The following is a 22,441-nucleotide window of genomic DNA, read 5'->3' as shown; positions in this document are numbered from 1 at the left end:
CGGTGTTTAGCCGGTTTCGTCTGTTCATACCCATTTTGGCTGGCGCGAATTTACGTGATCGTATGATCGCCTGCTTCGGTGCCTTGCTCGGCATTTGCCTTACAGGTTTCATCACCGCAGCCATTTTGGGCAAATCAATTGCGTTGCCGATAATCGTGGCCCCGATTGGTGCGTCTGCTGTGTTGCTTTTTGCAGTGCCTGCGAGTCCACTGGCGCAACCATGGTCAATCATTGGCGGCAATGTCATTTCGGCGCTGGTCGGCATCACCGTCATACACTTCATCGATAATCAAGTGTTGGCGATTGGTCTGGGCGTGGGACTCGCCATAGCGGCCATGTCGTTTGGCCGTTGTCTGCATCCGCCTGGTGGTGCGGCAGCACTCACCGCAATTATTGGCGGCCCGGCTGTTACCGACCTCGGCTATCAATTCGCGTTGATACCTGTCGGCTTAAACTCGGCTATGCTGGTTATACTCGGCATCGCGTTTCACAGGCTCACTCGCCGCAAATATCCGCATGTTCCAGCGGCTGCACCTGTGAACACGCATAAGACCAGCGATCTGCCCGCCTCTTTGCGTGTCGGCTTTAATTCGGACGATGTGAGCAAAGCGCTCGCATCAATTGATGAGACATTCGATATTGACCCATCCGATCTTGATCGGTTGCTCCGGCAAGTCGAGTTGCAAGCGCTGGTGCGCACGCAAGGAAAATCGCAGGCCAAAGATATTATGTCGCGTGACGTAATCTCGATCACTGAGAAAGATACGTTGGAAAAAGCGCGTGTGCTTTTGCTTGATCACAACATCCGCACACTGCCGGTGATTGATGAAGCTGGAAAACTGAAAGGCACAGTGGGATTGCGTGAATTGCAGGAAACTGGCTCCGACATTCGCACAATTATGATTGATGCCATCACCGCTTCACCCGACGATCAGGTGGTTGGCCTCGTGCCGCAACTGACCGATGGCCGCGCACATGCGATTATTGTAACGGATAGTGACAATGTCGTGCAGGGTCTGATTTCACAGACGGATCTTCTCAGCGCGCTAGCCCGCTCGCTGCGCTTTCAGGAACCGGAAAAGCCAAAGCAGCGGAAGTCTCCGCTTCACCTTCTGCGCGGCGCAGGAATTTAACCAATTTGAACAAGCTCTCTTGAGAGCTTGTTCATGCTTTCAGCACCGTTTTCAGTGATCAGAAACTGTTCTTCAATCATTAGCGCGCCAAGCCCATTGGCATAAAACGGGGTTTCAAGCGCCAGCACCATGTTTGGCTCAATCAGCATTTCATTGTTGGCAGAGATAAACGGCCATTCTTCAATACCAACGGCAGCCCCCACCGAATGGCCGAAATGACCGCGATAATATTCGCTAAAACCGCGCTTTCGCATCGTTCCAAGCATGGCGGCGTGAATATCGCAAAAGCGTGTACCGGGCCTCAGCAGCGCTTCACCCACCGCAAAACTTTCTTGCAATGCTTTGTAAATCTCAACCGCGAGAGGATCGGGCGTTCCACAGACATAAGTGCGTGCACCGTCCGACGAATAGCCGTTTATCAGGGTGCCAACATCGGCTTTGACGAGATCGCCATCTTTTAACTCGGCTTTTATGTCCTGAAGATCAGGGCCGGCAGAAATATAAGCCCAGTGCCCGGAAAGCCCCTGACCATTCGCGCTAGCAGCCTGTGTGGCACCTTCGAGCCAAGAGGCTGAAAGCACACCGATGCCGGAGCCGCGTCGGGCCTCGCTCAGCATGTTTTCCAGCCCGCTTTCTGCATAACGCGCTGCATCACGCAGATATTCAATTTCGCGGGCATTCTTGATGAGACGCAGGCGCTTCACAAGAATGGAAGCGTCCTGCCAATCAACCAACGGGAGCGCTTTTTTGAGAGCAGTAAAATCAGCCGCTGGCATGAAATCAAGATCAACACCGATACGCGCTTTGGAGAGCCCGCGCTCTGCTAGCAGGTCGCCTAAAAGCCTGAAAGCTGCATCCTGATCAAATGTCTCAGCGCGTGGGCCGACATTGTTTTCCCGCTGATAGGCAACATTAATGTCTTCAATGCTCTTTGCGTTTTCGACACTCACCATATCGATCCAGATGCGATGGGTGCGAAAATCAATCATGTCGCTCAGATGCGCTGCACCCGCATAAGCATGATCACTGATAACCGCTGCAAGCTTTGCATTTTCATCAGCGGGCACCAGCGCAATTGCCGAACCCGCGCGTCCCCACATCGTCGCGACACCAGCAACGGCGCCAGTCGCATAGCGGAAATTTTCCGGCTGAAACAGCGCGAGTGCATCGAGCCCGTCTGCTTTGAGAAGTGACTGTGTTCTGGCGCGATCAATCTGGCTCATCATATTCTCTCGATGCAAGAAGCGAGCTTGTAGCAATCCAGCTGCACAGGCTCTTGGTTTGTTGTCGCTTATATAGAACGCAGCCGCTTGATAACGCAATTTTTGCAGTTCCATGGCTATCAAGCTATCGTGAAGCACAAATCGTCTACCAATTTTGTATATTATAGAATAAACTTCTAAAGAATCCCCGTATGGTCTGACTGCGCCGCTTATCGTTGTTCCAGCGGTCGCTGTATAACCTGTATCAACTGAGGGCTTTATAGCGACCTCGAAGCAGGAGAATAAAATGAGCGGTTTGAATATTCGCAATCGCAAAATGAAGTTGCGCAACTGGGGTCTGACGACAGCGCTGGGCGTTGCGCTCGCATTTGGCGCGTTCTCGCAAGCACATGCGCAGGACAGCAACCCAGACGCGACGATCAATATCGGATCGCTCTACGAGCCGCAAAACCTCGACAATACGGCTGGCGCCGGTCAGGGCATCAATGAGGCTTTCAACGGCAACGTCTATGAAGCACTGTTCCGCCTAGACGATAATGGTACGGTCGAACCTGTTCTCTCAAAGGATTATACGGTCAGCGATGACGGTCTGACCTATACGTTCAAGCTTCAGCCGGGTGTGAAATTCCACTCTGGCGCTCCACTGACTTCGAAGGATGTCAAGTTCTCCATCGAGCGTGTTGCAGCGCCTGAATCCAAAAGCCCGCGCAAGAACAGCCTCAAGACGATCACCGCGATTGAAACACCAGATGATGAAACTGTCATCGTCAAGCTTTCATCGCGCTCGATCTCGCTGCCTTACAATCTCAGCTATGTCTGGGTTGTGAATGACGAAGCAAGCGATCTGCAATCAAAGGAAGACGGCACCGGGCCTTATGCGCTGGAAGACTGGCGTCGCGGTTCATCGCTGGCGATCAAGCGTTTTGATGACTACTGGGGCTCAAAGCCAAAGAATGAAGAAGTTGTCTTCCAGTATTTCACCGACGCAAGCGCGCTTAACAATGCGCTTCTGACGGGTTCGGTAGACATTATCACTTCGGTTCAAAGCCCGGATTCGCTGGCTCAGTTCAAGGACAATCCTGATTTTACCGTCAGCGAAGGCAAGTCCACGACCAAGCTGCTGCTTGCCTATAACGACCGAATTGCGCCCTTCGACAATGTGAAGGTACGCAAGGCACTGGCGCGTGCTATCGACGACAAGAAGCTGCTGAATGCTGTCTGGGGCGATTATGGCACACTGATCGGCTCGTTCGTTCCACCAACAGATCCTTGGTATGTCGATCTGACCGGGGTGGATGCCTATAATCCTGAAAGCGCTAAAGAGCTTTTGAAAGAAGCAGGCTATCCCGATGGCTTTACCTTCACCATTGATACGCCGAACTATGACCCGCACCCGATTGCCGCGCAGTTTATCCAGAGCGAACTGGCCAAAATTGGCGTGAAGGTGAACATCAATGTGATCACGGCTAATGAATGGTACACAAAGGTCTATAAGGCCCATGATTTTCAGGCAACCTTGCAGGAGCATGTGAACCACCGCGATATCGTGTTCTATGGCAATCCGGATTTCTACTGGGGTTATAACAATCCGAAGGTCGTTGATCTCATCAAGGAAGCGGAAGCCAGCACCACAACCGATGAACAGACCGCCAAGCTGACCGAAGCCAACAAGATCATTGCCGAAGACGCAGCCAGCAACTGGTTTTACCTCTACCCGCAGATCGTGGTTTCTAAAAAGTCAGTCAGCGGCTATCCGCTCAATGGTCTGAATTCCCAGTTCTTTGCCTATGATATTACAAAGGCCGCTGAATAATCAGCTGTCCATAATCGAGAACTGATACTCGACACAGAGCGCCGCCTGAATTATTTTCCGGCGGCGTTATCGCATTCTGAGTGGCCAAAAACTGCTCCCTCGTGCCTGAGAGGTATTCGCCATTCTTGCCTATATCCTGCGCCGTTCGGCCATTCTGATCGTTTCGGTATTCATCGCAGCTATCGTTCTGTTTTTGCTGTTGCGCTTGTTGCCGGGCGACCCGGCCAATGCGCTTGTGTCGGTTGGTGCCGATGCGGCACAGATCGAAGCGGCTCGCAAACAGGTCGGTTCCGATCTGCCGCTTTATCAGCAGTTCACGCAATTTATCGGCTCACTTGTGCGCTTTGATCTTGGTAATTCCTTTGTCAGCGGTGCGCCTGTTTTGACCGAAATTGGCAAACGCCTGATCGTGACGTTGCCGCTCACATTAATGGCATTTGTGCTGGCAATTATCATCGCGGTCCCGCTCGGTATCCTGTCGGTTGTGCGTCAGAAAAGCTGGTATGGCTCGATCATTTCCGTTGTTTCGCAGCTTGGCATTGCCGTGCCGGTTTTCTGGATTGGCATTCTGCTGGTCTGGGTCTTTGCAGTAAAATTGCGCATGTTTCCATCGGGCGGCTTTCCATCGCGCGGCTGGCAGTCCGCACCTGCTGCATTTCAATCGCTGACATTGCCCGTCATCACCATCGCGATTGTCATGTCGGCATCGCTCATCCGCTATGTGCGCTCGGCAACGCAGGATGTTTTGGGCAGCGATTATCTACGAACAGCACGCGCGCTGGGTTCCACGTTCTCGCAAGCGTTGATCCGTCACGGCATCCGCAATGGCGCGGTCCCGGTAATTTCAATCCTTGGTATTGAACTCGCCTCGACACTTTTGGGTGCAGTGGTGGTGGAACGTGTTTTCTCGCTTCCGGGCCTTGGTTCGATGCTGCTTTTGGGTATTGAACAGCGCGATTACCCCAATGTGCAGGGCGTTTTGTTTGTCTCGACCCTTCTGGTTTTGCTCGTCGGTTTTGCCGCTGACCTCGCTCAACGCCTGATCGACCCAAGATTGCGCAGTCGTGCGAGCGGAGGCCGAGCATGAGCACGCAAATTAAACAACACGTCCGTTTGCCGTGGCCATTTGTCGTTGGTGGCATTCTCGTCAGCATTCATGTGATCGTTGCTCTGATTACGCTGTTCTGGACGCCTTATGGTGTCGGTGACATGGTCGGCGGGCGACTGGCAGCCCCTTCATGGGCGCATTGGGCAGGCACAGACCGCCTCGGTCGTGATCTGATGACACAGATCATGATCGGCTCGCGCATTGCGCTGATGGTCGGACTCGGCGCTGTTGCGATCAGCGCTGTTATTGGCGTAACACTCGGTATTTTGGCGGCTTTTGCTACGCAAACACTCGACGATATGCTGGCAGCGACACTCGATATTCTGATCGCTTTTCCCACATTGCTGCTCGCTATGCTGATCGTCGCTTCAAGCGATGGCGCCAGCCTATCAACGGCCATTCTCGCAATCGGTATCGCAGGTGCTGCGATTGTCGCGCGACTGACCCGCATTCTCGCCAAACGCGTTCTGGCGATGGATTATGTCACGGCTTCGCGCATTTCTGGCACGTCATGGCTCGGTGTCGTCCGCATTCATGTGTTGCCGAATATCTGGCCGACGCTGATTGTCAATTTTGCGCTGCTATTCGGGCTGGCTGTTATAGCCGAAGCCTCACTGTCCTATCTTGGCCTTGGTGCACCGCCGCCCAATGCTTCATGGGGACGACTTTTGCAGGAGGCGCAGGCTTCCGTTTATACAGCACCTTTTGGCGCGATAGCGCCGGGGCTGGCGTTGGTTTCGCTCGTCATCGGGCTTAACCTCTTTGCCGATGGCTTGCGCGATGTGGCCGACCCAACGCGGAGGAGGCAACGATGAGCTCACTGCTGAACGTTGAAAATCTTGGTATCGAAACAGCAGGACGTGTGCTTGTTTCTGGCGTGTCTTTTTCGGTCGCACAAGGCGAACGCGTCGGGCTTATCGGTGAATCAGGCTCTGGTAAATCACTGACCGCGCTGGCAATCATGGGACTGCTTGCGGATGGAATGAGAGCTAGTGGCTCAATCACATTGGATGGTCATCAGATTATCGGCGCAAGAGACCGGGAACTTGTTCCCCTGCGCGGGCAAAGTGTTGCCGCCGTCTTTCAGGAACCGATGACCGCGCTCGACCCTTTGATGCGTATTGGTAAACAGGTAGCCGAAGTCGTACAGCGCCGTGCATCACGCGATGGTCGCAAGCTTAATAAAGTGGAACTTGATAGCGAAGTAATCAAGCTTCTTGAACGCGTTTCCCTGCCGGAACCGGAGCGCATCGCCCGGGCATGGCCGCATGAAATTTCGGGCGGTCAGCGCCAGCGCGCTGCTATTGCTATGGCGCTCGCCTGTCGGCCCAAACTGCTGATCGCTGATGAACCGACAACTGCGCTTGATGTGACAACGCAGGCGGAAATACTCAAACTTCTTGAGCAACTTGTTCGCGATGAAGGCATGGGGCTTTTGTTCATCAGCCATGATCTGCCGGTCGTCTCGAGCATTGCCGAGCGGGCACTCGTGCTTAGACATGGTGAGTTGATCGAGCAAGGCCCGGTTGGTGAAATCTTTGCTCACCCAGCTGAAGATTATACAAAAGGGCTGGTTGCTGCCGCGCGTGCCTTCGACGCTGCATTGGAGGTGGCGCGATGAGCCTTATCGAACTTTCAAACGTATCGTTTGCCTATAGCGGCGGCAAAACTGTACTGCACGACATTGATCTGAGGCTTGAGAGCGGTAGCAATCTCGGCATTGTGGGTGAATCTGGCTCCGGCAAGACAACCATGCTCAAACTGCTGCTGGGGTTGCAGGTTGCAACATCCGGCAACGTCAATTTTCGCGGCCAAAAACTCAACATCAAAGACCGCAGTTTTATGCGTGGCTTTCGTCGTTCTGTTCAGGCGGTTTTTCAGGACCCATATTCATCGCTTGATCCGCGTCAAAGGGTGTTCAACATCATTGCCGAACCGTTGCGCTCGCTCAAAATCGAAACGGATATTGCGCAGGCTGTCGCTCAGGCACTGGCTGCTGTCGATCTGCCAGAAGATGCGGCCACCCGCTACCCGCACGAGTTTTCCGGCGGTCAGCGTCAGCGTATTGCGATTGCGCGTGCGATTGTCGCCAATCCCGATCTGATTATCGCCGATGAAGTGGTGAGCGCACTCGATCTTACCACGCGGGCACGTATCATCGATCTCATGCGGACATTGTCCGAACGCACCACCTTCGTGGTCGTTTCGCACGACATTGCGCTGGTGGCTTTGCTGTGCGAACAGTTGATTGTGCTCGAAAAAGGCCGGATTGTCGAACAGGGCAATACGCGCGATATTCTTGCCAATCCTCAACATGCCTATACGCAGAAATTGCTGGCAAGCCTGCCGCGCATGCCAAAGAGCGGTACACTGCGAGACCAACTCTAAATTCTATTCAGTCGCCTCTGGAAAGAAACCGCGTTAGTTTCTATCATAGTGCTTAACACGTAACGCTCTGGGGACGACTTTGTTATTTGAAATCATTACAGTGATACTGCTGACTGTCCTCAACGGTGTCCTGGCGATGTCAGAACTCGCAGTTGTTTCATCTCGTCCCGCGCGATTGCGTGTTTTGGCCGATAAAGGCAGTGCGGGCGCGAGCATTGCAATTGAACTCTCCGAAAACCCCGGCCGGTTTCTATCAACCGTTCAGATCGGAATTACACTGGTTGGCGTTCTTTCGGGCGCATTTTCCGGCGCAACACTTGGTGCACGTCTGACCGGCTGGCTACTCAGTCAAGGCGTTTCTCCGACATTCGCCGATGCGCTTGGCGTGGGTTCAGTGGTTGTCGTGATTACCTATTTGTCGCTGATTATCGGTGAGCTGGTTCCAAAACAAATTGCCCTGCGCGAACCAGAAGTAATCGCGAGCCGCGTCGCACCAACAATGAAGATGCTGTCTAAAATAGCAGCACCACTGGTATGGCTATTGGATACATCTGGTCGTCTTGTCCTCAAGCTGCTCGGACAGTCCGGAAAAACCAGCGACGGCGTTACCGATGAAGAAATCAAATCTCTGCTGGCAGAAGCACATAGTACAGGCGTTATTGAAACCGAAGAATCCCGGATGATTGCCGGTGTCATGCGCCTCGCAGATCGCACAGCGCGCGGGTTAATGACCCCGCGCCTTGATGTCGAAATGATCGACATTAATGACAGTTTGGAGGAAATTCGGGATCAATTGCAACAGAGCAGCCGCTCACGCCTGCCGGTGCGCGGCGAAAATTCCGATGAGATCATTGGTGTGTTGCAGGCGCGGGATTTCTTCAACCAGCTGTCATTAAACGGTACCGTCAATATTCGCGAGATCGTGAAAGACGTACCGGTCGTTTCAGACTTTTCCGATGCGCTGGATGTGGTTGAAGCGATCCGTGGCACTCCAACCCACATGGTGTTGGTCTATGATGAATATGGCCATTTCGAAGGTGTAATCACCGCAGGCGACGTAATGGAAGCGATCATCGGCGCTATGCAGGAAGACCACTTTGAAGAAAAAGCAATAGTTCGCCGCGCTGACGGATCATATCTGGTCTCGGGCTGGATGCCTATCGACGAGTTTTCTGCATTTATGAACTTCGAAGTAGAGGAAGACACCGAATATAGCACGGTCGCGGGCCTCGCTCTTGAAGAGTTTAAGCACCTTCCCGAAGTTGGCGAAATGTTCATAAAAAACGGCTGGGTTTTCGAAGTCGTGGATCTGGATGGACGCCGTATCGACAAATTGCTTGTCTCGGCGCAACAACCAGCCAGCGAATGACTTCAAAAAACGCAGAGATTGCCAATCGTGATTATGAGAGCAAATACCAGCGCATAGGCGACCCAAAACAGGTCGCTTTCAACAAAGCGCGTCAATGAAATTCTCTGACTGTTCTTAAAGCGCATAACTTTGCTCGTTACTAAAAGCAGCCCCCGGCGCTCCCAATATTTAATATGAATATAAAAATCAAGTTTAATCGTAATACGTGCAATTATCTTTCTACATTACCAGAGGAAGCAGCCCCAGACATAAATACGCTTAATGCAAAGGCGCGATTAGCATTTGGCTTTGAATTTACCCCAAAGGCCATTGCAGCATGATGCCATTTCGTGAAAAGAGTTGAGTGATAGTAATCTTCCTGCCAAAACTCCTATGAAAAAATCTACAGCTAAGGACCCGTAAATGAACGAGAATTGGGCATCTGTCGATGAAAGTCTGGAACGCGCACGCGTTGCCTGGCTCTATTTCATCGGCGGTCAGACCCAACAGGAAATTGCCCAACAGCTCGATATAACGCGCCTGAAGGTCAACAAGATTATCGGACAGGTCCGAGAGTCGGGGCAAGTGCATGTCAATGTGAGTCTGCCTCTGATTGATTGCATTGAGCTCGCACAAAAAGTTACCTCTCGATATGGCCTTGCTGATGCAGTCGTTGTCCCTGATCTGGACGATTATCTTGACCAAAAACGCGTCATAGGCGAAGCTGCCGGAACCATGACGAGCGAGCTGATCGCTGGCCGCGACATGGGTGTGGGCATCGCATCGGGACGGACATTGAGCTTTGCAGTTCGCAGTCTGCGTGCGCGCCCTAAGCCTGAAAGCTGGGTCGTGGGTTTGACCGGCGGTGTCACCAGCGGTTCATCGACCAATACATTTGAGGTTGCGACAGCATTTGCACGTGCTTTGGGCGTCGAATGCCACTATCTGACCGCTCCCATCTATTGCGCCAATAAAGAAAGCCGCGAAGCAATCCTGTTGAGTGACGAATTAACAGATGTGCTGGCGAGAACTGAAATCGCCGATATCGGACTTGTATCGTGTGGGCCGCTCAACTCTGAGACGTCGCTCACACATATCCGGGTGGTGAAAGATAATCTCGACGCCGTTCTGAAACTGGGAGCTGTTGGTGAGTTTCTCGGATATTTCCTCGACGCTCAAGGCAAGCCTATCGACCATTTTCTCAATGAATCCATCATTGCGCTGCCACCGGATAAGCTAAAGCTAAAGCCCGCCTCAATTCTTGTGTCCGGCGGGCTCAATAAAATTCCTATCATCCGGGCCATTCTGCGCGGTGGTTATGTCAATCGTCTGGTTACAAATGAAGGCGTTGCACGCGCATTGCTGCAAGGCCCCAGATAGGGATCACCCTCGCCCAACAAACGGCATCTTCGTTGCCATGACAGTCATCGTCAGCACATTCGCGTTTAATGGCAGGCCTGCCATATAAACGACAGCATCTGCCACATGCACAGGATCAATTGTGGGCTCGGCAGCCAGGCTACCATTGGCCTGTATAACACCCGTTGCAATTGTCTGCGTCATGTCACTGGCCGCATTGCCAATATCAATCTGTCCGCACGCTATATCGAAATCGCGCCCATCAAGCGCAGTCGATTTGGTAAGGCCGGTGATCGCATGTTTGGTTGCTGTGTAAGGAGCGGAGTTGGGACGCGGGGTCGTCGCAGAAACAGAACCATTGTTAATAATACGACCACCACGCGGGCTTTGCGCTTTCATGATACGAAACGCCTGTTGCGTGCATAAAAATGCGCCAGTCAGATTTGCACCAACGATCATATTCCACTCGTCAACACTTAACTCTTCAAGTGGTACACCACGCACGAACACGCCCGCATTGTTAACAAGCAAATCCAGACGGCCAAATTTGTCTTCAATAAAATCGAACAGTTTCCGCACGGCGATCGGATCGCTTACGTCTGCGGCATATGCATGAAAGCTTCCACCGCCATTCGCAGACATTTCTGCCGCCGCACGCTCCAAAACATCTAGGCGTCGACCTGAAATCACGACCTGATAGCCTTGTGAGCCCAGAGCTTTCGCAATGGCGCGACCAACCCCAGTCCCACCTCCGGTCACAAGGGCAGTGGCGCCTCTCCCTAAATTTGCCGTCTCAACCATAACATCCTCCCACAACAAAAACTTCGCATTAAACGCCTTTGAACTTTATACATATCAAGGTAACTCAGCTCGCGTCACCATCTAGAGCATTTCCAGTTTTGATTGAACCAAAACAAATGCGTTATCTCTTTGCTCTGACGAACATCTTGTTCCGGATACAGTTTCCACTTTTTGGTAAGTTGTTCTGATCACTTTCGTGAAATTAGTCATAATTACAAAGAAAGCGGTGTGCAGCCAGCTCGGTAACGCTTGAATAAGCGAAAGCTGCTATAAAGCTCTTTCTGGAAAAGGGAGGTGATTTCTTATGGTACGTAAAAAGCCGCCAAGTGAACGACGTAAAGAAGAACGCCAGCAAACGCGCTTAAGGTCAGGCAAGATTGTCAGCCTTGAAGGGCGCTTCATTATTGAATGCCAGTTCAGAGATATCGCACCGCATGGTGCGCGTTTAAGCACGGCTGACGTGCCAAACCTGCCAGAGCGCTTTTGGCTGTTTGATGATTTCTATGGGCGAGCTTTGTTGGCGCAAGTCGTCTGGCGTGCAAGCCGGGAAATTGGCGTGCAATTAATCTCTGATGCCACGGTAATACCACTCGATGATGAGCGCCTCAGCCAGCTTGCGGGTAAATACTACTCGCTATGAGCGGACGCTTCCGGTTTTGCCGATGCCTGCTGTCCTGAAGTGGCTGCACCGCCGCGCATATTCATCGCGCGAATCTCAGCAGCAGAAATATAATTAAATTGTTCAACCAGAAGATCCTGGATTACCGGCTCGGGAAACCGCGAGTTAATGTCGGTAATAATTGATGCGCGAACATCTTCAAAACTGACTTTCTCGACCTCTTTCGTATCCGAATAGCTACCATAGAACTTGCGGAATATTTCATCGCTTATAAAAAGCTCAAGCGGCACCGTCAGTTTCTTACGGATATTTGAATCCAGCGTATAAACAAGCTGTGTAACAATATAGCCCGCGACCGAACCATTGGCGATGATCGGCACACTCATCACGTCAGTCTTCACATAATCAAGACCACCAAAGCCAGCCGGAGATGTTGCCACTTCATCAGAAGGCAGCATGCCCTTCTGAAAAGAAAAATACAGCGATCCGAAAGCAACCGCACATATCCAGAGGCCAATGGCGATAATACGGATCATCGAGCGTGACCAAGCCTTGCACTCTGCCTGCTGTAAGTACCATCTGCATCCTGTGTTTCAAGCGCTCCACGAATAAGATCCGCAAGCTCACCAACCGCACGCAAATGAAGTTGCAGCGCTTCGCAGTTCTTTTCCAGCTTCTGCTTGAGGCTATCAAGCAATGGTTGCAGCCCCTTCATCATCGTCGGGCCGGCAATATCTGAAGCTTTGGTCATGGCCTTGTTGAAATCGTAAAGGCCGCGGCTTTTACGGGCGTTAATTTCTGCAAGATCAGGATTTCCGCCTTCAAGCAGAAGCCGGGTCTCGCTATCAATCACATCTTCAAGATGGCGGATTGCCCGTACAACCGGCTTCAGTGCAGCCTCCTGCTCAGCGTCATGCACTGGAGGCAGAACGGTCATACCCTGTTCTGGCTGGCTAATTTCGGAGCTATCGGTCATTGTCGGGTTCCTCAGTCTTTTATCGGCAAATAGTGATCATGCGCAGTTTCAGATGGCCGCACTATTTTTGCCGTCGTTATTTTCAAGTTGTTGCTGAATGAGTTGGCGTTCAAATCCATGAACGATGTCCTTCGATACGGAATTTTCGCTTATTCCACTTCCCAGATCGTTCATGACGCCATTCAATGCCAGCGTCCCTGAATTATCAGCCTGTAATTTGCGTTGTGCCTGATCTTCGAGAATACGTGCAATGCCAACCCCGCCCGTATCCGCCATCTTATTTGCCATGGCCTCCGACATCATCGACTTCCAGTACTCACCAGCAATACCCTTGCCAAAAGTGGCAGATGTATCGCTTGTAAACATCGACTGGACAAAGGATTGCAGCATGAAAGCTTCAAACTTCCGATAGGCCGAGCTTGCCGGGTTCTGTTGCTGTGACCCCATAGTCAGACCAGAGGAAAGGCTCTCAGAGATGCTTGAGAAGCTTCCCTCGGATGAGCCATTAGTTACATTGTTAAACGCAACTTCCGAACCGGCCGTCATGGATTTCAGGCGCTCTGATGCCACGCGATAGGCTTGCGGATCAGCGGCACGCGCTACATCCAGCACCAAATCTGACGGCGGGTTGATCGCCATGCACTAATCCCTCTTCATCTCTTGATTGCACACTAGCTTTTCAATCTTGACTGAAGCTTGCGACACGAATTGAAATGAAAAAACCGCTATTTTGTCTTGAGCGTAGTTGCGCGGCTAATAAATTCTTCGATTTGCATTGAGAACTCTTTGCGTTCGTCTTCAGATCGAACAGTGAGAAGTCGCTTTTCCAGATGCTCGACACGGCGCTGCTCTTTCAACAAGGCATTGCGTGCATTTACAAGCTCCTGCTCAACACGAGCCTGCGCAGATGCATTCGCACTCATGCGCCGGATCAGCAGTGAAGGATCGATGGTAAAAGCGTTGCTGTCGTAATGACGATCCTGCATGGCAATCAACCCTTCGCGCTCTTCATCCAGCGCAGCACGACGCATATTGGTAGCCACGAGTGAGGCTTCCAGCCGCGAAGCGCCTAGCTTTTGCAGTGCCACAAGCTTGCTTAAACTTTTTGCCTTTGTTTGTGCCATCGGTGCCTCAGAACAAATTGCGCAAATTGGCCGCAAGCTCTCCGGTGAAGAAGCGCAGCAATTCGGGAAGAATGAAATAGACTAACAACAATCCGCCGCCCAAAACGAAAGGCATTGAAACGAAGTAAATCGGAATAGTCGGGGTAAGCTTATTGATGAGACCAATCGCAAAATTCACCAGAACCGCAAAAACAATGAACGGGGCCGCAATGCGCAACGTCACCAGAAATGCATCAGACAATGTATCGGTAAAGTCTGTCATTGCTGCATCGGGGCGAAACCGGCCATCAACCGGAATTGCCGTGTAGGAATTGAGCAGTGCACGCAAAATCTCAAGATGCATGTCGGTGACGAAAAACAAAAATAGCGCGCTGAAGGTGACAAGTGTTGCAAGTGCTGCTTGCGGTTCAGGTTCTGTGATCGCATCTCCGGGCGAGCCGGAATAGCCGACGGCCATTGCCATCGTATTGGCCATAAACTGCAATGCCCAGAAATAGATATGCGCCAAGATACCGATGATACCGCCGATAAACATTTCGCTCAGCATCAAGCGAAGCACTGTCCACGGCTGACCGCCGTCAATGCTGGTCGTGATACTACCGATCACGATTGGCAGCACCGCAAACGAGCATGCGAGCGCTATGAACAGACGCACTTGCAAAGGTATACGCGCGCTAGAAATCCCAGGCATCAACATGATGCAGGCACCCACACGGCAGAACGCCAGCATGGCTGCCAGGACGATCTCATTGAGCGGCAACTGCGCTAACATCGGCGACTGGCTCTCTTAGGTCAGGAAATCGCGCCAAGCGATTTCACTTCCACACCGCGCGCAATTTCGACATGCGACAGCACAGGTAGGGTCGCAAACAACCGCTCGATAATCATACGGATATAGGGCCGCGCTTCAGGTGACGAAACCAGTACAAATCGCTCACCGCTATCAAAATGCTGCCGGATAACCGCCGAAGCCTCTGTACCAAACTGCTCAAGCTGACGCGGATCAATATCAAACTCGACAATTTCACCCTTGTTGTCGCGTTTGAGGCTTTGATGGAAAACCAGATCCCAGCGATTACCAAGCCGAAGCACATTCAGCACGCCATTATCCGAAAGATCACCACATATCTGTTGCGCCATACGCATACGCACATGCTCGACAATCATTTCCGGGCGGCGAACCAGCGGCGCAATCTCTGCAATCGATTCAAGAATCAGATGCAGATTGCGGATTGAAACACGTTCTGCAAGCAGCAATTTCAGCACAGCCTGGAGACCGGAATAGGAAATGTTTGCCGGGCAAATATCTTCAAGAAGCTTGCGATATTCCGAACCAAGACGGTCAAGAAGAATACGCATGTCTTTATAGGACAGCAGCTGTGAGAGGTTATTGCGAATGATTTCACTCAAATGCGTCAGCAACACCGAGAGATTATCGACAGTCATATAACCGTCGCGTCGCAGATCAGATGCAAATGTTTCAGGCACAGAATAAGCGCGCATGCCAAATGCCGGCTCACGCATTTCTTCGCCCGGAATTTGCGGGATTGGACGTTCGCCCAGCACGACCAGAATTTCGCCGACGCGCAGTTCATGGTTTGCAACGGCTGTGCCGTGGATTTTGATACGGTAGCTTTTGGGCGGCAGTGAAAGATCGTCTGTCACCTTGATTTCAGGAATGACGAAGCCGTATTCCTGTGCAAATTTCTTGCGCATCTTGGCAACGCGATGCGCCAGTTCCTGCTGCGATGCCATCAAGCGGGCTGAGAGCTGCTTGCCAAGGCAGAGTTCAATCTGGCTTGTTTCCAGCGACGCCTTGACGGAGTTGCGTTCGCTTTCATCCGCTTCGCGCTGTTTAAGTTCCGCTTCCGCAGCTTGCGCATCACGCAGCTTTGCCTGCTTGCGCGGAACTGCAATGCCCACAAAAGCCATCACGCTACCAAGCAAGAAGAATGGGAATGCTGGAAGACCCGGTAAAATGCCCAGCACAAACATCAGGAATGAAGCGATCAAAAGTGCTTTTGGATAAGCACCAAGCTGACCGAAAATCGCCTGATCGGCAGAACCACGCGTCCCGCCTTTGGAAACCAGAAGACCCGCTGCAAGTGACACGATCAGCGCTGGAATTTGCGTCACGAGACCATCGCCAACAGACAGCTTTGTGAAAACGTCCGCCGCTTGCGAAATATCCATTCCGTGACGGGTTACACCGATGATAATGCCACCGAAAATATTGACCGCCGTAATAATCAGACCGGCAATCGCATCACCACGAACAAACTTCGATGCACCATCCATCGAACCGAAAAACGAGCTTTCTTCTTCGAGTTCGCGACGGCGATGCTGCGCTTCTTTTTCATCAATAAGGCCCGACGACAGATCAGCATCAATCGCCATCTGCTTGCCGGGGATAGCATCGAGCGTAAAGCGTGCGCCTACTTCCGCAATACGCGTTGCGCCCTTGGTGATGACGAGAAAATTGACGATGATCAGGATCGTGAAAACAACAAGGCCGATAACGAAGTCGCCGCCCATCACGAATTGCGAAAATCCGTGAATAACATGGCCAGCCGCGAGATAACCCTCATTACCATGGGTGAGGATCACACGCGTCGTCGCAATATTGAGCGACAAGCGCATCATCGTTGCAATTAGCAGCACCGTCGGGAAAGCAGAGAAATCAAGTGGGCGCTGAATCCACAGCGATACCATCAGAATTAGGACAGAGAAGGCGATCGAAAAGGCAAGCCCAATATCCAGAAAGACCGCCGGAACAGGCAAAAAGAGCACCGTCAGAATAATGATAATACCAGCAGCCAGACCCATGTCGCTGCCAGTCAAAATTCCGCGTTTTGTGAAAGGCTTAGCTACTGCCTGCTGCACGTCCGTCTCCTATTGTCAGACGGACCATAGAATGCGAAGCTTGCGCGAGGGCTTCGTCGCGCTCGCAGATTATATTAAAAGCCCTTCTCGATCCTCGAATAGACGAGCAGCGTGAAAGCATTGATTTGTGCGCCTACGAAAGGCGCTGTCAAAGCCAGAACAACGAAAATGACGACAATCTTCGGCACGAAAGTCAGCGTCATTTCCTGAATCTGGGTCAATGCTTGAAACAATGCAATACCAATACCGACCAGCATCGCAGCCAGTACAGCAGGACCACTTGCCATCAACACGGTCCAAACCGCCGAATTGACAATGTCTAGTGCATCCGCTTCGTTCACTTTTTTGCCTTTAGAGCGCATCCCTAAAAACGGGAACCGGTTTTCGGATAAGAAACATGTTCAAACAAACACTTGAGACGTTTCGATCTGATAAATCAGATCAAAACACGCTCTAGCTTACTTTGACGCCCTGCCCGATCAACATGGTTTTGCCGTCTGCGAGTTCAGCAAGCATACCCGTTGACTGGATCGTTACAGACTTTACCACACCCGAAACAGAACCATCGGCATTGGTCAGCGTGCGGCCAATCCAGCCCTCTGCCTGTGACAGTGACGAATTAGCAATCAGCGTTTCAAGCTTGGAGTTCATCTGCACAGACTGCTCTACGCTTGAGAAGGTTGCCAGCTGCGAGACATATTGCGTCGCATCCATCGGAGCCGTTGGATCCTGATTTTGCATCTGGGTGACCAGCAGCTTTAGAAACGAATTATAATCAACACTCGCCTTTGCCGCAGCCGAACTGTTGGAGGAAGTGTTGGTCGTATTTGTCGTGTTGTTTCCGACAGCAGGCGTCGTCGTCATAAGCTTGCCTCCACCGCATTATCTGCTTTGCTGACAGGCACGATTGGTGCCCCGATATTCATAAGTTCTGCTTCGCGCGGGTAATGTGCCCGGATAGATTTCATCGCCTCAAACACACGTCCATTATGGACAAGCTCATCAATTTCTTTGAGAGCTTTGAGAATGGATGCATCGCTGAACGTTGAAAACATACTCTTGAGCATATGCGCAAAGGCATTATGTGCCTGCTCACGCATTGCAGGCTCAATCAGGATCATCTGCGCTGCAAAATAAAGCTGACGCAGCGGTGTCGTTGTATCTTCAGGCTGCAAGACGTGGTTTTCAAGAAGGAATGTCGCATCGTTGAGAAGCTCAAGAGAGACCTTGCGGTCTGCCTTCAAAACTGCGCCATTGATGTAAATTTTCTCGCCTGAGCGAAGCGATAGACGGATTGTTGGCTTGGCGTTATCGACCATTTCACAAACCGTTCCGGATCGAACTGGTGAGTTCAATCACCGTATCATAATCGTCGCTTTCGCCCTGTCGGATTCGCTCGACTTCTTTAATAATAAAAATGCCGACTGAAATAATTGCAGCTTTTAGCTCTTTCGGGAGCGTATTTTCAACAGATCCCAGATCTTCAATAATGACAGTCCAAAGCCGGTTAACGAAATAAGCCGCATCGATGCCTTCGCGTGAGCCCGAACCATTCAGCTTTGCCGCCTCAAGCATGCTAATTGAGCGGTCAAAAAGCATCTGCTCGCGTTCTTTGGCGCTCGCCATATCGTCATTCATGACATCTTCGTAGCGCATCTGATACATGGCATCTCCGCTTATCAATACCCTTACTTGCGGGAGCCTCATGCTCTCACGAAGACCGGGCTTATTTGTCGGCGCTCGCGCGCCTGACATTGATTATTTGAGGTAGTTGAGCAGGCTCATATTCTGCAACTTCACCGTCAGCGCATAGGATGTTTCCATCTGGGTCATCAATGCGTTAACACGCACTGATGCGTCATATGGATCGACCTCTTCAAGATTATTCACTGAATCATTGAGAATTTTCTGCTGCGCGGCAATGCGTGTTATCGCATCCGTTGTGCGCGACTGAGCGAGACCAAGTGTCGTCTGTTCGGAGGTCGTCTGGGTGATTGCCTGCGAGGTCGTCGTCAAAGCCTGAGATGTCAGAGCACCAAATGCGGAACTATTAAGACCGATATTGGCGAATTCTGCAATCATAACCGCTGACATGATTGCCTTACGGAAACCATCGGCATTGGCAGAAATCGATGTTGATGCTGTTTCCGTTGGCGAAATACGGCTCTTGATAACGGTATCAGACGCATTGGACCAATTCAGATCCCAATTGGTGTCGTTGAACTGTTCAGCGAAATCGCCTTCGAGAAAGCTTTTCATCTGATCTGCTGTGATGTCAGCAACGCGGGCATCGTCCATCGCAAAGTTGAAATGATCTGCAAACGCTTTTTGGACAGCCTTCTGAGCGTCTCCACCTTGCGTATAGTCGTTAAGCGGCTTCACATCGGTGTTGACGCCGGAAAAGATATACTCGCCATTATAGCTGGTATTGAGATGTCCGGTGACTGAATCAAGCATAGCGCGTGCCGACTGTGCCGACGTCGCAATGCTTTCAGCGGTGTTACTCGCGCCGGTCAGGTCGCCAAGAAAATTCTGAACCTTCTCGATAATCGCGGTCGTGGTGGTTTGCGTTGTTGTCATGCGCTGCTGAACAAGCTTGTTCATATCGGTGAGCACGTCGAGACGATCATATTCTTTGCGCAAGGATATCGTCTGTCCGGATTTCGCGCCCAGCGACAGGCCTACATCAAAGACGCTCCCGGTCGTCGCTTCCTGACGGGCTTTGACCAGTTCAGCCTTATTCTGGTTCACCAAAGCCCTGAGTGCGGCAGACGCACCATATGTCGAAATCGATTGCGCTTTCATGAAACTCACACCGCGTTGAGAAGGTCATCAAGCATGGAGTTGATGGTCGTCAACACCCGGCTTGAAGCCTGATAAGAATGTTCCAGATCAAGAAGCAACGCCATCTCGGTATCAATATTGACACCATTGGCGTTGGACAAAGCCTGGTCGGCCTGCACTGCAACTGTCTGATTATAAGAAAAATTCGAGTTGGCGGTCTGGCGCTTGCCTTCCAGCCAGCTAATTGATGATGCGCTGTAATCGTTCAGACTGGCGGTCGAATTCAACCCCGTCGAGCCGGTAAACGTCATTGATCCACTGAAAGCTTCATTCAAAGCCCGAAGCCGGTCGCTGAAACCGGCTGCATCATCACTATTATATTTATAATCGGCACCATTCGCACCACCATCGCGCAACAAGAGAGAGCTACCACCTTGCGATGAGATAAAGGCAGACGAAACACTCACTGTACCTGCAAGACCGGATGAAAAGCCCGCGCCAGGCGTCGCTGGAGAACCTGACCAGCTAAACAGACCCGTTTTGCTTAAACCACCCGCGCCACTCTGATCGGTTTCGGCGAACATATTGACCAGACCGCGCGCGATTTCATCAAGCTGCATCTGGTACTGCGGTGCAATCTGATCACGCAGTTGCAGAAGGCCACTCAGCCGCCCCGTACCGAATGGCTGGTCGAATGTCTCATGCGACAACGGTACACCATCGACCAGAACAGCATTGCCCAAAGCACCGGCAGACAGACCGTTCGAAGGCGTAAAACTCACCTTCCGCGCCGAGGTTTCAAACAGTGTCACGCCGTTTTCAGCGAATATGACCATGTCATTATCGCCGCGAGTCATCGTTGTGATGCCGATCTCGCCAGAAAGCTGCTTGAGCAGTGAATCGCGTTGGTCGAGGAAATCTGAAACATCGGTTCCGGCGCGCGTTCCGCCAAGAATTTGCTGATTGACCTTCTCAAATTTAGCCAGCACATCATTGATTGTGGCTACAGAATCCGCAATCTCATTGTCCGCGTCATTGCGCAGTGACTGTATCTGCTTGGTGCCATCGTTCAGCGCATTGGCAAGTGCTTCAGCGGTAGAAACAACGCTGTTACCCAGCGCTGAATTGGACGGTGAAGAGGCATAGGTCTGCAATGCATCGCGCAAATCACCGATCAGCGCTGACGGCGAAGACGAATATTTATCAGCTGAATAAATTGATGAAAGGCGGTCAAGACCGCCTGCAAGAATAGAAGAAGATGATGCCGCACTATTGGATTGAATGTAGCGGTTAAACAACGCCGTATCGGCCGAGCGGCTTATATTGACGTAAAGGGAACCATAGGGCCCAGACACCAATGATGCCGAGCGACGAGAATAGTCAGGATCGTTTACGCCCGCAACATTACGGGAGATAACCGAAGTCTGCTTGGACGTTGCCGCAAGCGAGCTTTTGGCTGTCGATAGAGCAGAACTAAGTGACATTTTTTCCCCATTTACCGGCGGAACGCTTTGTCGCTTGGACAGAGTGAACCGCTATACGTGTTAATTTACTTCGTAGTCGTAGGACCGAAACCCGTTTTACGCGTGTGCCAGAATGGATTCCGACGAAGTCATGACTTGATTTCCCGAATATTTGCCCCGGGAAATCATTTCGATTAGCGCTTGAGATTGACCAGAACATCCATGAGTTCTGAGCCAGTCTGGAAAACTTTGGAATTGGCCGTATAACTCCGCTGGGCTTCGATCATGTCCGTGAGCTCCTGCGCAATATCAGCATTGGACTCTTCAAGCGTTCCCGACATTACCTTGCCAATACCGCTGGTCTGCGGAAAGCCAAGTGTCACTTCGCCAGAGTCAGCGCTGGCGAGAAACACATTACCGCTGACGACTGTCATGCGATCCGGGCTTGCAACCTTGGCAAGCGGAATGCGCCCCAGAACCACCTGTGTTCCGTTTTCATAGATCCCGACAACAGAGCCATCATTGGCGACATCAACGCTCTTCATTGAGGACTTTGCCTGACCGTTAATGACGGCCTGAGAGATTGTATAATCGCCTGAAGCTTCTTTTGACGCCCCAAGGTTGAGACTGAGCGATGAACCATTATAGCCAGTGAGATCAACGGTTGCATTGCCGCCGGTCAGCAAATTGCCGTTGGCTGGATCAAATGTCAGCGTCGTTGCACCGACTTCCACACCATCGGCAGCATTCTTAATCGAGACATCCCACGTATTGTCTGCTGATTTCGAAAAATAGACATCCAGCGTGATTTTTTCGCCCTGAGAATTATAAGAAACGAGCGAAGTCTTATGATTATATGCACCAGCAGCCGGAACTGCGCTACCCGATGGCAGACTAACGGTGAAAGTTCCTGATGTGCTGGCCTCGGCCTTCAGATCAGCCGCATTGGCATTAATCTTTCCAAGCCCTGCCATGGTCAGTCCGCCAGCACTTTCATCAGCACCGGCGCCCAGCAGATAATATCCTGCTGTATTAACGAGAAAACCGTCCTTATCAGGTACAAAGGAACCGGCACGTGTCAGATAGCTTGTACCATCAGCACCTTGCACAACAAAGAAACCATTGCCATCAATGGCTAGATCTGTCGTGGAAGACGTGGACCTAATCCCGCCCTGATCTGAGATACCATAGCGAACATCGGTCATAACGGAGCCGGAGTTATACTGACCAGACGTGCTCGGCAGCACCAGCGAGGAGAACTGCGTATCTGCGCGTTTATAGCCTACAGTACTGGCATTCGCGATATTGTCTGCGACCGCTGACAGGCGATTGGCCTGTGCGTTCATGCCTGAAACACCGGTCCGCATCATACCGTAGAGGCTCATTGGCAGCTCCTGAAAAATCGTAAATCTGCGACAA

24 protein-coding genes are annotated in these 22,441 nt (G+C 51.5%); 9 read left to right on the top strand and 15 right to left on the bottom strand.

What is annotated here, in order from left to right; translation table 11 throughout:
* Positions 1–2: 2 nt before the first annotated feature.
* Positions 3–1,133 carry an HPP family protein gene (locus tag ACOZHT_RS10255; protein ID WP_421565668.1) on the top strand — a complete coding sequence of 377 codons (1,131 nt, stop codon included), beginning with the start codon at positions 3–5 and terminating at the stop codon, positions 1,131–1,133.
* Here ACOZHT_RS10255 and ACOZHT_RS10250 read toward each other — a convergent pair.
* Entirely contained in the window at positions 1,130–2,356 is a 1,227-nt protein-coding gene (locus tag ACOZHT_RS10250; protein ID WP_339512944.1) for a Xaa-Pro peptidase family protein, read from the bottom strand. The genes ACOZHT_RS10255 and ACOZHT_RS10250 overlap by 4 nt on opposite strands.
* Positions 2,357–2,642: 286 nt before the next feature.
* Here ACOZHT_RS10250 and ACOZHT_RS10245 point away from each other — a divergent pair, with 286 nt between their 5' ends.
* From ACOZHT_RS10245 to ACOZHT_RS10215, 7 genes are all read left to right on the top strand, one after another.
* Positions 2,643–4,169 (top strand): ABC transporter substrate-binding protein, encoded by a 1,527-nt coding sequence (locus tag ACOZHT_RS10245; RefSeq protein ID WP_339512946.1) that lies wholly within the window; start codon positions 2,643–2,645, stop codon positions 4,167–4,169.
* Positions 4,170–4,305: 136 nt separating this feature from the next.
* Entirely contained in the window at positions 4,306–5,256 is a 951-nt protein-coding gene (locus tag ACOZHT_RS10240; protein ID WP_339513084.1) for an ABC transporter permease, read from the top strand.
* Entirely contained in the window at positions 5,253–6,092 is an 840-nt protein-coding gene (locus ACOZHT_RS10235) for an ABC transporter permease (protein ID WP_339512947.1), read from the top strand. Before ACOZHT_RS10240 ends, ACOZHT_RS10235 begins: the two co-directional genes overlap by 4 nt.
* Positions 6,089–6,898 carry an ABC transporter ATP-binding protein gene (locus ACOZHT_RS10230; protein WP_339512949.1) on the top strand — a complete coding sequence of 270 codons (810 nt, stop codon included), beginning with the start codon at positions 6,089–6,091 and terminating at the stop codon, positions 6,896–6,898. The genes ACOZHT_RS10235 and ACOZHT_RS10230 overlap by 4 nt, the downstream gene beginning before the upstream one ends.
* Positions 6,895–7,665: an ABC transporter ATP-binding protein gene (locus tag ACOZHT_RS10225; protein WP_339512951.1), complete on the top strand. Its 771-nt coding sequence runs from the start codon at positions 6,895–6,897 to the stop codon at positions 7,663–7,665. The genes ACOZHT_RS10230 and ACOZHT_RS10225 overlap by 4 nt, the downstream gene beginning before the upstream one ends.
* Positions 7,666–7,744: 79 nt before the next feature.
* A complete protein-coding gene (locus tag ACOZHT_RS10220; protein ID WP_339512953.1) occupies positions 7,745–9,034 on the top strand; it encodes a hemolysin family protein in 1,290 nt (429 codons plus the stop codon).
* Positions 9,035–9,436: 402 nt separating this feature from the next.
* On the top strand, positions 9,437–10,393 hold the full coding sequence (locus ACOZHT_RS10215) for a sugar-binding transcriptional regulator (protein WP_339512955.1): 957 nt from the start codon (positions 9,437–9,439) through the stop codon (positions 10,391–10,393).
* Positions 10,394–10,396: 3 nt separating this feature from the next.
* Here the strand turns inward: ACOZHT_RS10215 and ACOZHT_RS10210 are convergent, their stop codons facing one another.
* Positions 10,397–11,173, bottom strand: coding sequence for an SDR family oxidoreductase (locus ACOZHT_RS10210; protein WP_339512957.1), 777 nt, complete (start codon positions 11,171–11,173; stop codon positions 10,397–10,399).
* 304 nt (positions 11,174–11,477) lie between these two features.
* Between ACOZHT_RS10210 and ACOZHT_RS10205 the strand changes: the two genes are divergently transcribed.
* Positions 11,478–11,813, top strand: coding sequence for a PilZ domain-containing protein (locus ACOZHT_RS10205; protein ID WP_339512958.1), 336 nt, complete (start codon positions 11,478–11,480; stop codon positions 11,811–11,813).
* On the opposite strand, the gene ACOZHT_RS10200 is transcribed toward ACOZHT_RS10205, so the two are convergent.
* The 13 genes from ACOZHT_RS10200 to ACOZHT_RS10140 all read right to left on the bottom strand — a co-directional run bounded on the left by ACOZHT_RS10200 (position 11,801) and on the right by ACOZHT_RS10140 (position 22,407).
* Positions 11,801–12,328 (bottom strand): hypothetical protein, encoded by a 528-nt coding sequence (locus tag ACOZHT_RS10200; RefSeq protein WP_310013588.1) that lies wholly within the window; start codon positions 12,326–12,328, stop codon positions 11,801–11,803. The two genes, ACOZHT_RS10205 and ACOZHT_RS10200, sit on opposite strands and share 13 nt — an antisense overlap.
* Complete coding sequence (locus tag ACOZHT_RS10195; RefSeq protein WP_421565702.1) at positions 12,325–12,729, bottom strand: flagellar protein FlgN; 405 nt, start codon at positions 12,727–12,729, stop codon at positions 12,325–12,327. The genes ACOZHT_RS10200 and ACOZHT_RS10195 overlap by 4 nt, the downstream gene beginning before the upstream one ends.
* 87 nt (positions 12,730–12,816) lie before the next feature.
* Positions 12,817–13,407 (bottom strand): rod-binding protein, encoded by a 591-nt coding sequence (locus tag ACOZHT_RS10190; RefSeq protein ID WP_339512963.1) that lies wholly within the window; start codon positions 13,405–13,407, stop codon positions 12,817–12,819.
* Between the two features lie 86 nt (positions 13,408–13,493).
* Positions 13,494–13,892, bottom strand: coding sequence for a hypothetical protein (locus ACOZHT_RS10185; protein WP_339512964.1), 399 nt, complete (start codon positions 13,890–13,892; stop codon positions 13,494–13,496).
* 7 nt (positions 13,893–13,899) lie between these two features.
* Complete coding sequence (gene fliR / locus ACOZHT_RS10180; RefSeq protein ID WP_339512966.1) at positions 13,900–14,664, bottom strand: flagellar biosynthetic protein FliR; 765 nt, start codon at positions 14,662–14,664, stop codon at positions 13,900–13,902.
* A 20-nt stretch (positions 14,665–14,684) separates the two neighbouring features.
* Positions 14,685–16,775, bottom strand: a complete 2,091-nt coding sequence (gene flhA, locus ACOZHT_RS10175; RefSeq protein WP_421565667.1) for a flagellar biosynthesis protein FlhA — start codon at positions 16,773–16,775, stop codon at positions 14,685–14,687.
* Between the two features lie 74 nt (positions 16,776–16,849).
* The gene (fliQ, locus tag ACOZHT_RS10170; protein ID WP_310013600.1) at positions 16,850–17,116 is read right to left on the bottom strand and encodes a flagellar biosynthesis protein FliQ; all 267 of its coding nucleotides are present in this window, start codon (positions 17,114–17,116) and stop codon (positions 16,850–16,852) included.
* Positions 17,117–17,228: 112 nt separating this feature from the next.
* On the bottom strand, positions 17,229–17,639 hold the full coding sequence (gene flgD / locus ACOZHT_RS10165) for a flagellar hook assembly protein FlgD (RefSeq protein ID WP_339512969.1): 411 nt from the start codon (positions 17,637–17,639) through the stop codon (positions 17,229–17,231).
* Entirely contained in the window at positions 17,636–18,094 is a 459-nt protein-coding gene (gene flbT, locus ACOZHT_RS10160) for a flagellar biosynthesis repressor FlbT (RefSeq protein ID WP_339512971.1), read from the bottom strand. The genes flgD and flbT overlap by 4 nt, the downstream gene beginning before the upstream one ends.
* A gap of 1 nt (position 18,095) precedes the next feature.
* Positions 18,096–18,440, bottom strand: coding sequence for a flagellar biosynthesis regulator FlaF (gene flaF / locus ACOZHT_RS10155; protein ID WP_310013606.1), 345 nt, complete (start codon positions 18,438–18,440; stop codon positions 18,096–18,098).
* A 93-nt stretch (positions 18,441–18,533) separates the two neighbouring features.
* The gene (locus ACOZHT_RS10150) at positions 18,534–19,580 is read right to left on the bottom strand and encodes a flagellar hook-associated family protein (protein ID WP_339512973.1); all 1,047 of its coding nucleotides are present in this window, start codon (positions 19,578–19,580) and stop codon (positions 18,534–18,536) included.
* 5 nt (positions 19,581–19,585) lie between these two features.
* Positions 19,586–21,043 (bottom strand): flagellar hook-associated protein FlgK, encoded by a 1,458-nt coding sequence (gene flgK, locus ACOZHT_RS10145; RefSeq protein ID WP_339512975.1) that lies wholly within the window; start codon positions 21,041–21,043, stop codon positions 19,586–19,588.
* A 173-nt stretch (positions 21,044–21,216) separates the two neighbouring features.
* Positions 21,217–22,407 (bottom strand): flagellar hook protein FlgE, encoded by a 1,191-nt coding sequence (locus tag ACOZHT_RS10140; RefSeq protein WP_339512977.1) that lies wholly within the window; start codon positions 22,405–22,407, stop codon positions 21,217–21,219.
* Positions 22,408–22,441: the final 34 nt, after the last annotated feature.

The sequence above is a fragment of the Ochrobactrum sp. EDr1-4 genome, assembly GCF_049199085.1.
Classification (GTDB): Bacteria; Pseudomonadota; Alphaproteobacteria; order Rhizobiales; family Rhizobiaceae; genus Brucella.
Note: the sequence above shows the minus strand (reverse complement) of the source record. Positions and strands in the feature narration are given on the sequence as shown.

Coding starts and splice junctions, on each gene's coding strand:
- ACOZHT_RS10225 (WP_339512951.1), top strand. CDS start 6,895: ATGAGCCTTATCGAACTTTCAAACGTATCGTTTGCCTATAGCGGCGGC.
- ACOZHT_RS10185 (WP_339512964.1), bottom strand. CDS start 13,892: ATGGCACAAACAAAGGCAAAAAGTTTAAGCAAGCTTGTGGCACTGCAA.
- ACOZHT_RS10195 (WP_421565702.1), bottom strand. CDS start 12,729: ATGACCGTTCTGCCTCCAGTGCATGACGCTGAGCAGGAGGCTGCACTG.
- ACOZHT_RS10250 (WP_339512944.1), bottom strand. CDS start 2,356: ATGAGCCAGATTGATCGCGCCAGAACACAGTCACTTCTCAAAGCAGAC.
- ACOZHT_RS10210 (WP_339512957.1), bottom strand. CDS start 11,173: ATGGTTGAGACGGCAAATTTAGGGAGAGGCGCCACTGCCCTTGTGACC.
- flbT (WP_339512971.1), bottom strand. CDS start 18,094: ATGGTCGATAACGCCAAGCCAACAATCCGTCTATCGCTTCGCTCAGGC.
- fliR (WP_339512966.1), bottom strand. CDS start 14,664: ATGTTAGCGCAGTTGCCGCTCAATGAGATCGTCCTGGCAGCCATGCTG.
- ACOZHT_RS10190 (WP_339512963.1), bottom strand. CDS start 13,407: ATGGCGATCAACCCGCCGTCAGATTTGGTGCTGGATGTAGCGCGTGCC.
- flgD (WP_339512969.1), bottom strand. CDS start 17,639: ATGACGACGACGCCTGCTGTCGGAAACAACACGACAAATACGACCAAC.
- ACOZHT_RS10205 (WP_339512958.1), top strand. CDS start 11,478: ATGGTACGTAAAAAGCCGCCAAGTGAACGACGTAAAGAAGAACGCCAG.
- ACOZHT_RS10140 (WP_339512977.1), bottom strand. CDS start 22,407: ATGAGCCTCTACGGTATGATGCGGACCGGTGTTTCAGGCATGAACGCA.
- flgK (WP_339512975.1), bottom strand. CDS start 21,043: ATGTCACTTAGTTCTGCTCTATCGACAGCCAAAAGCTCGCTTGCGGCA.
- flaF (WP_310013606.1), bottom strand. CDS start 18,440: ATGTATCAGATGCGCTACGAAGATGTCATGAATGACGATATGGCGAGC.
- ACOZHT_RS10230 (WP_339512949.1), top strand. CDS start 6,089: ATGAGCTCACTGCTGAACGTTGAAAATCTTGGTATCGAAACAGCAGGA.
- ACOZHT_RS10245 (WP_339512946.1), top strand. CDS start 2,643: ATGAGCGGTTTGAATATTCGCAATCGCAAAATGAAGTTGCGCAACTGG.
- ACOZHT_RS10215 (WP_339512955.1), top strand. CDS start 9,437: ATGAACGAGAATTGGGCATCTGTCGATGAAAGTCTGGAACGCGCACGC.
- ACOZHT_RS10235 (WP_339512947.1), top strand. CDS start 5,253: ATGAGCACGCAAATTAAACAACACGTCCGTTTGCCGTGGCCATTTGTC.
- ACOZHT_RS10200 (WP_310013588.1), bottom strand. CDS start 12,328: ATGATCCGTATTATCGCCATTGGCCTCTGGATATGTGCGGTTGCTTTC.
- ACOZHT_RS10150 (WP_339512973.1), bottom strand. CDS start 19,580: ATGAAAGCGCAATCGATTTCGACATATGGTGCGTCTGCCGCACTCAGG.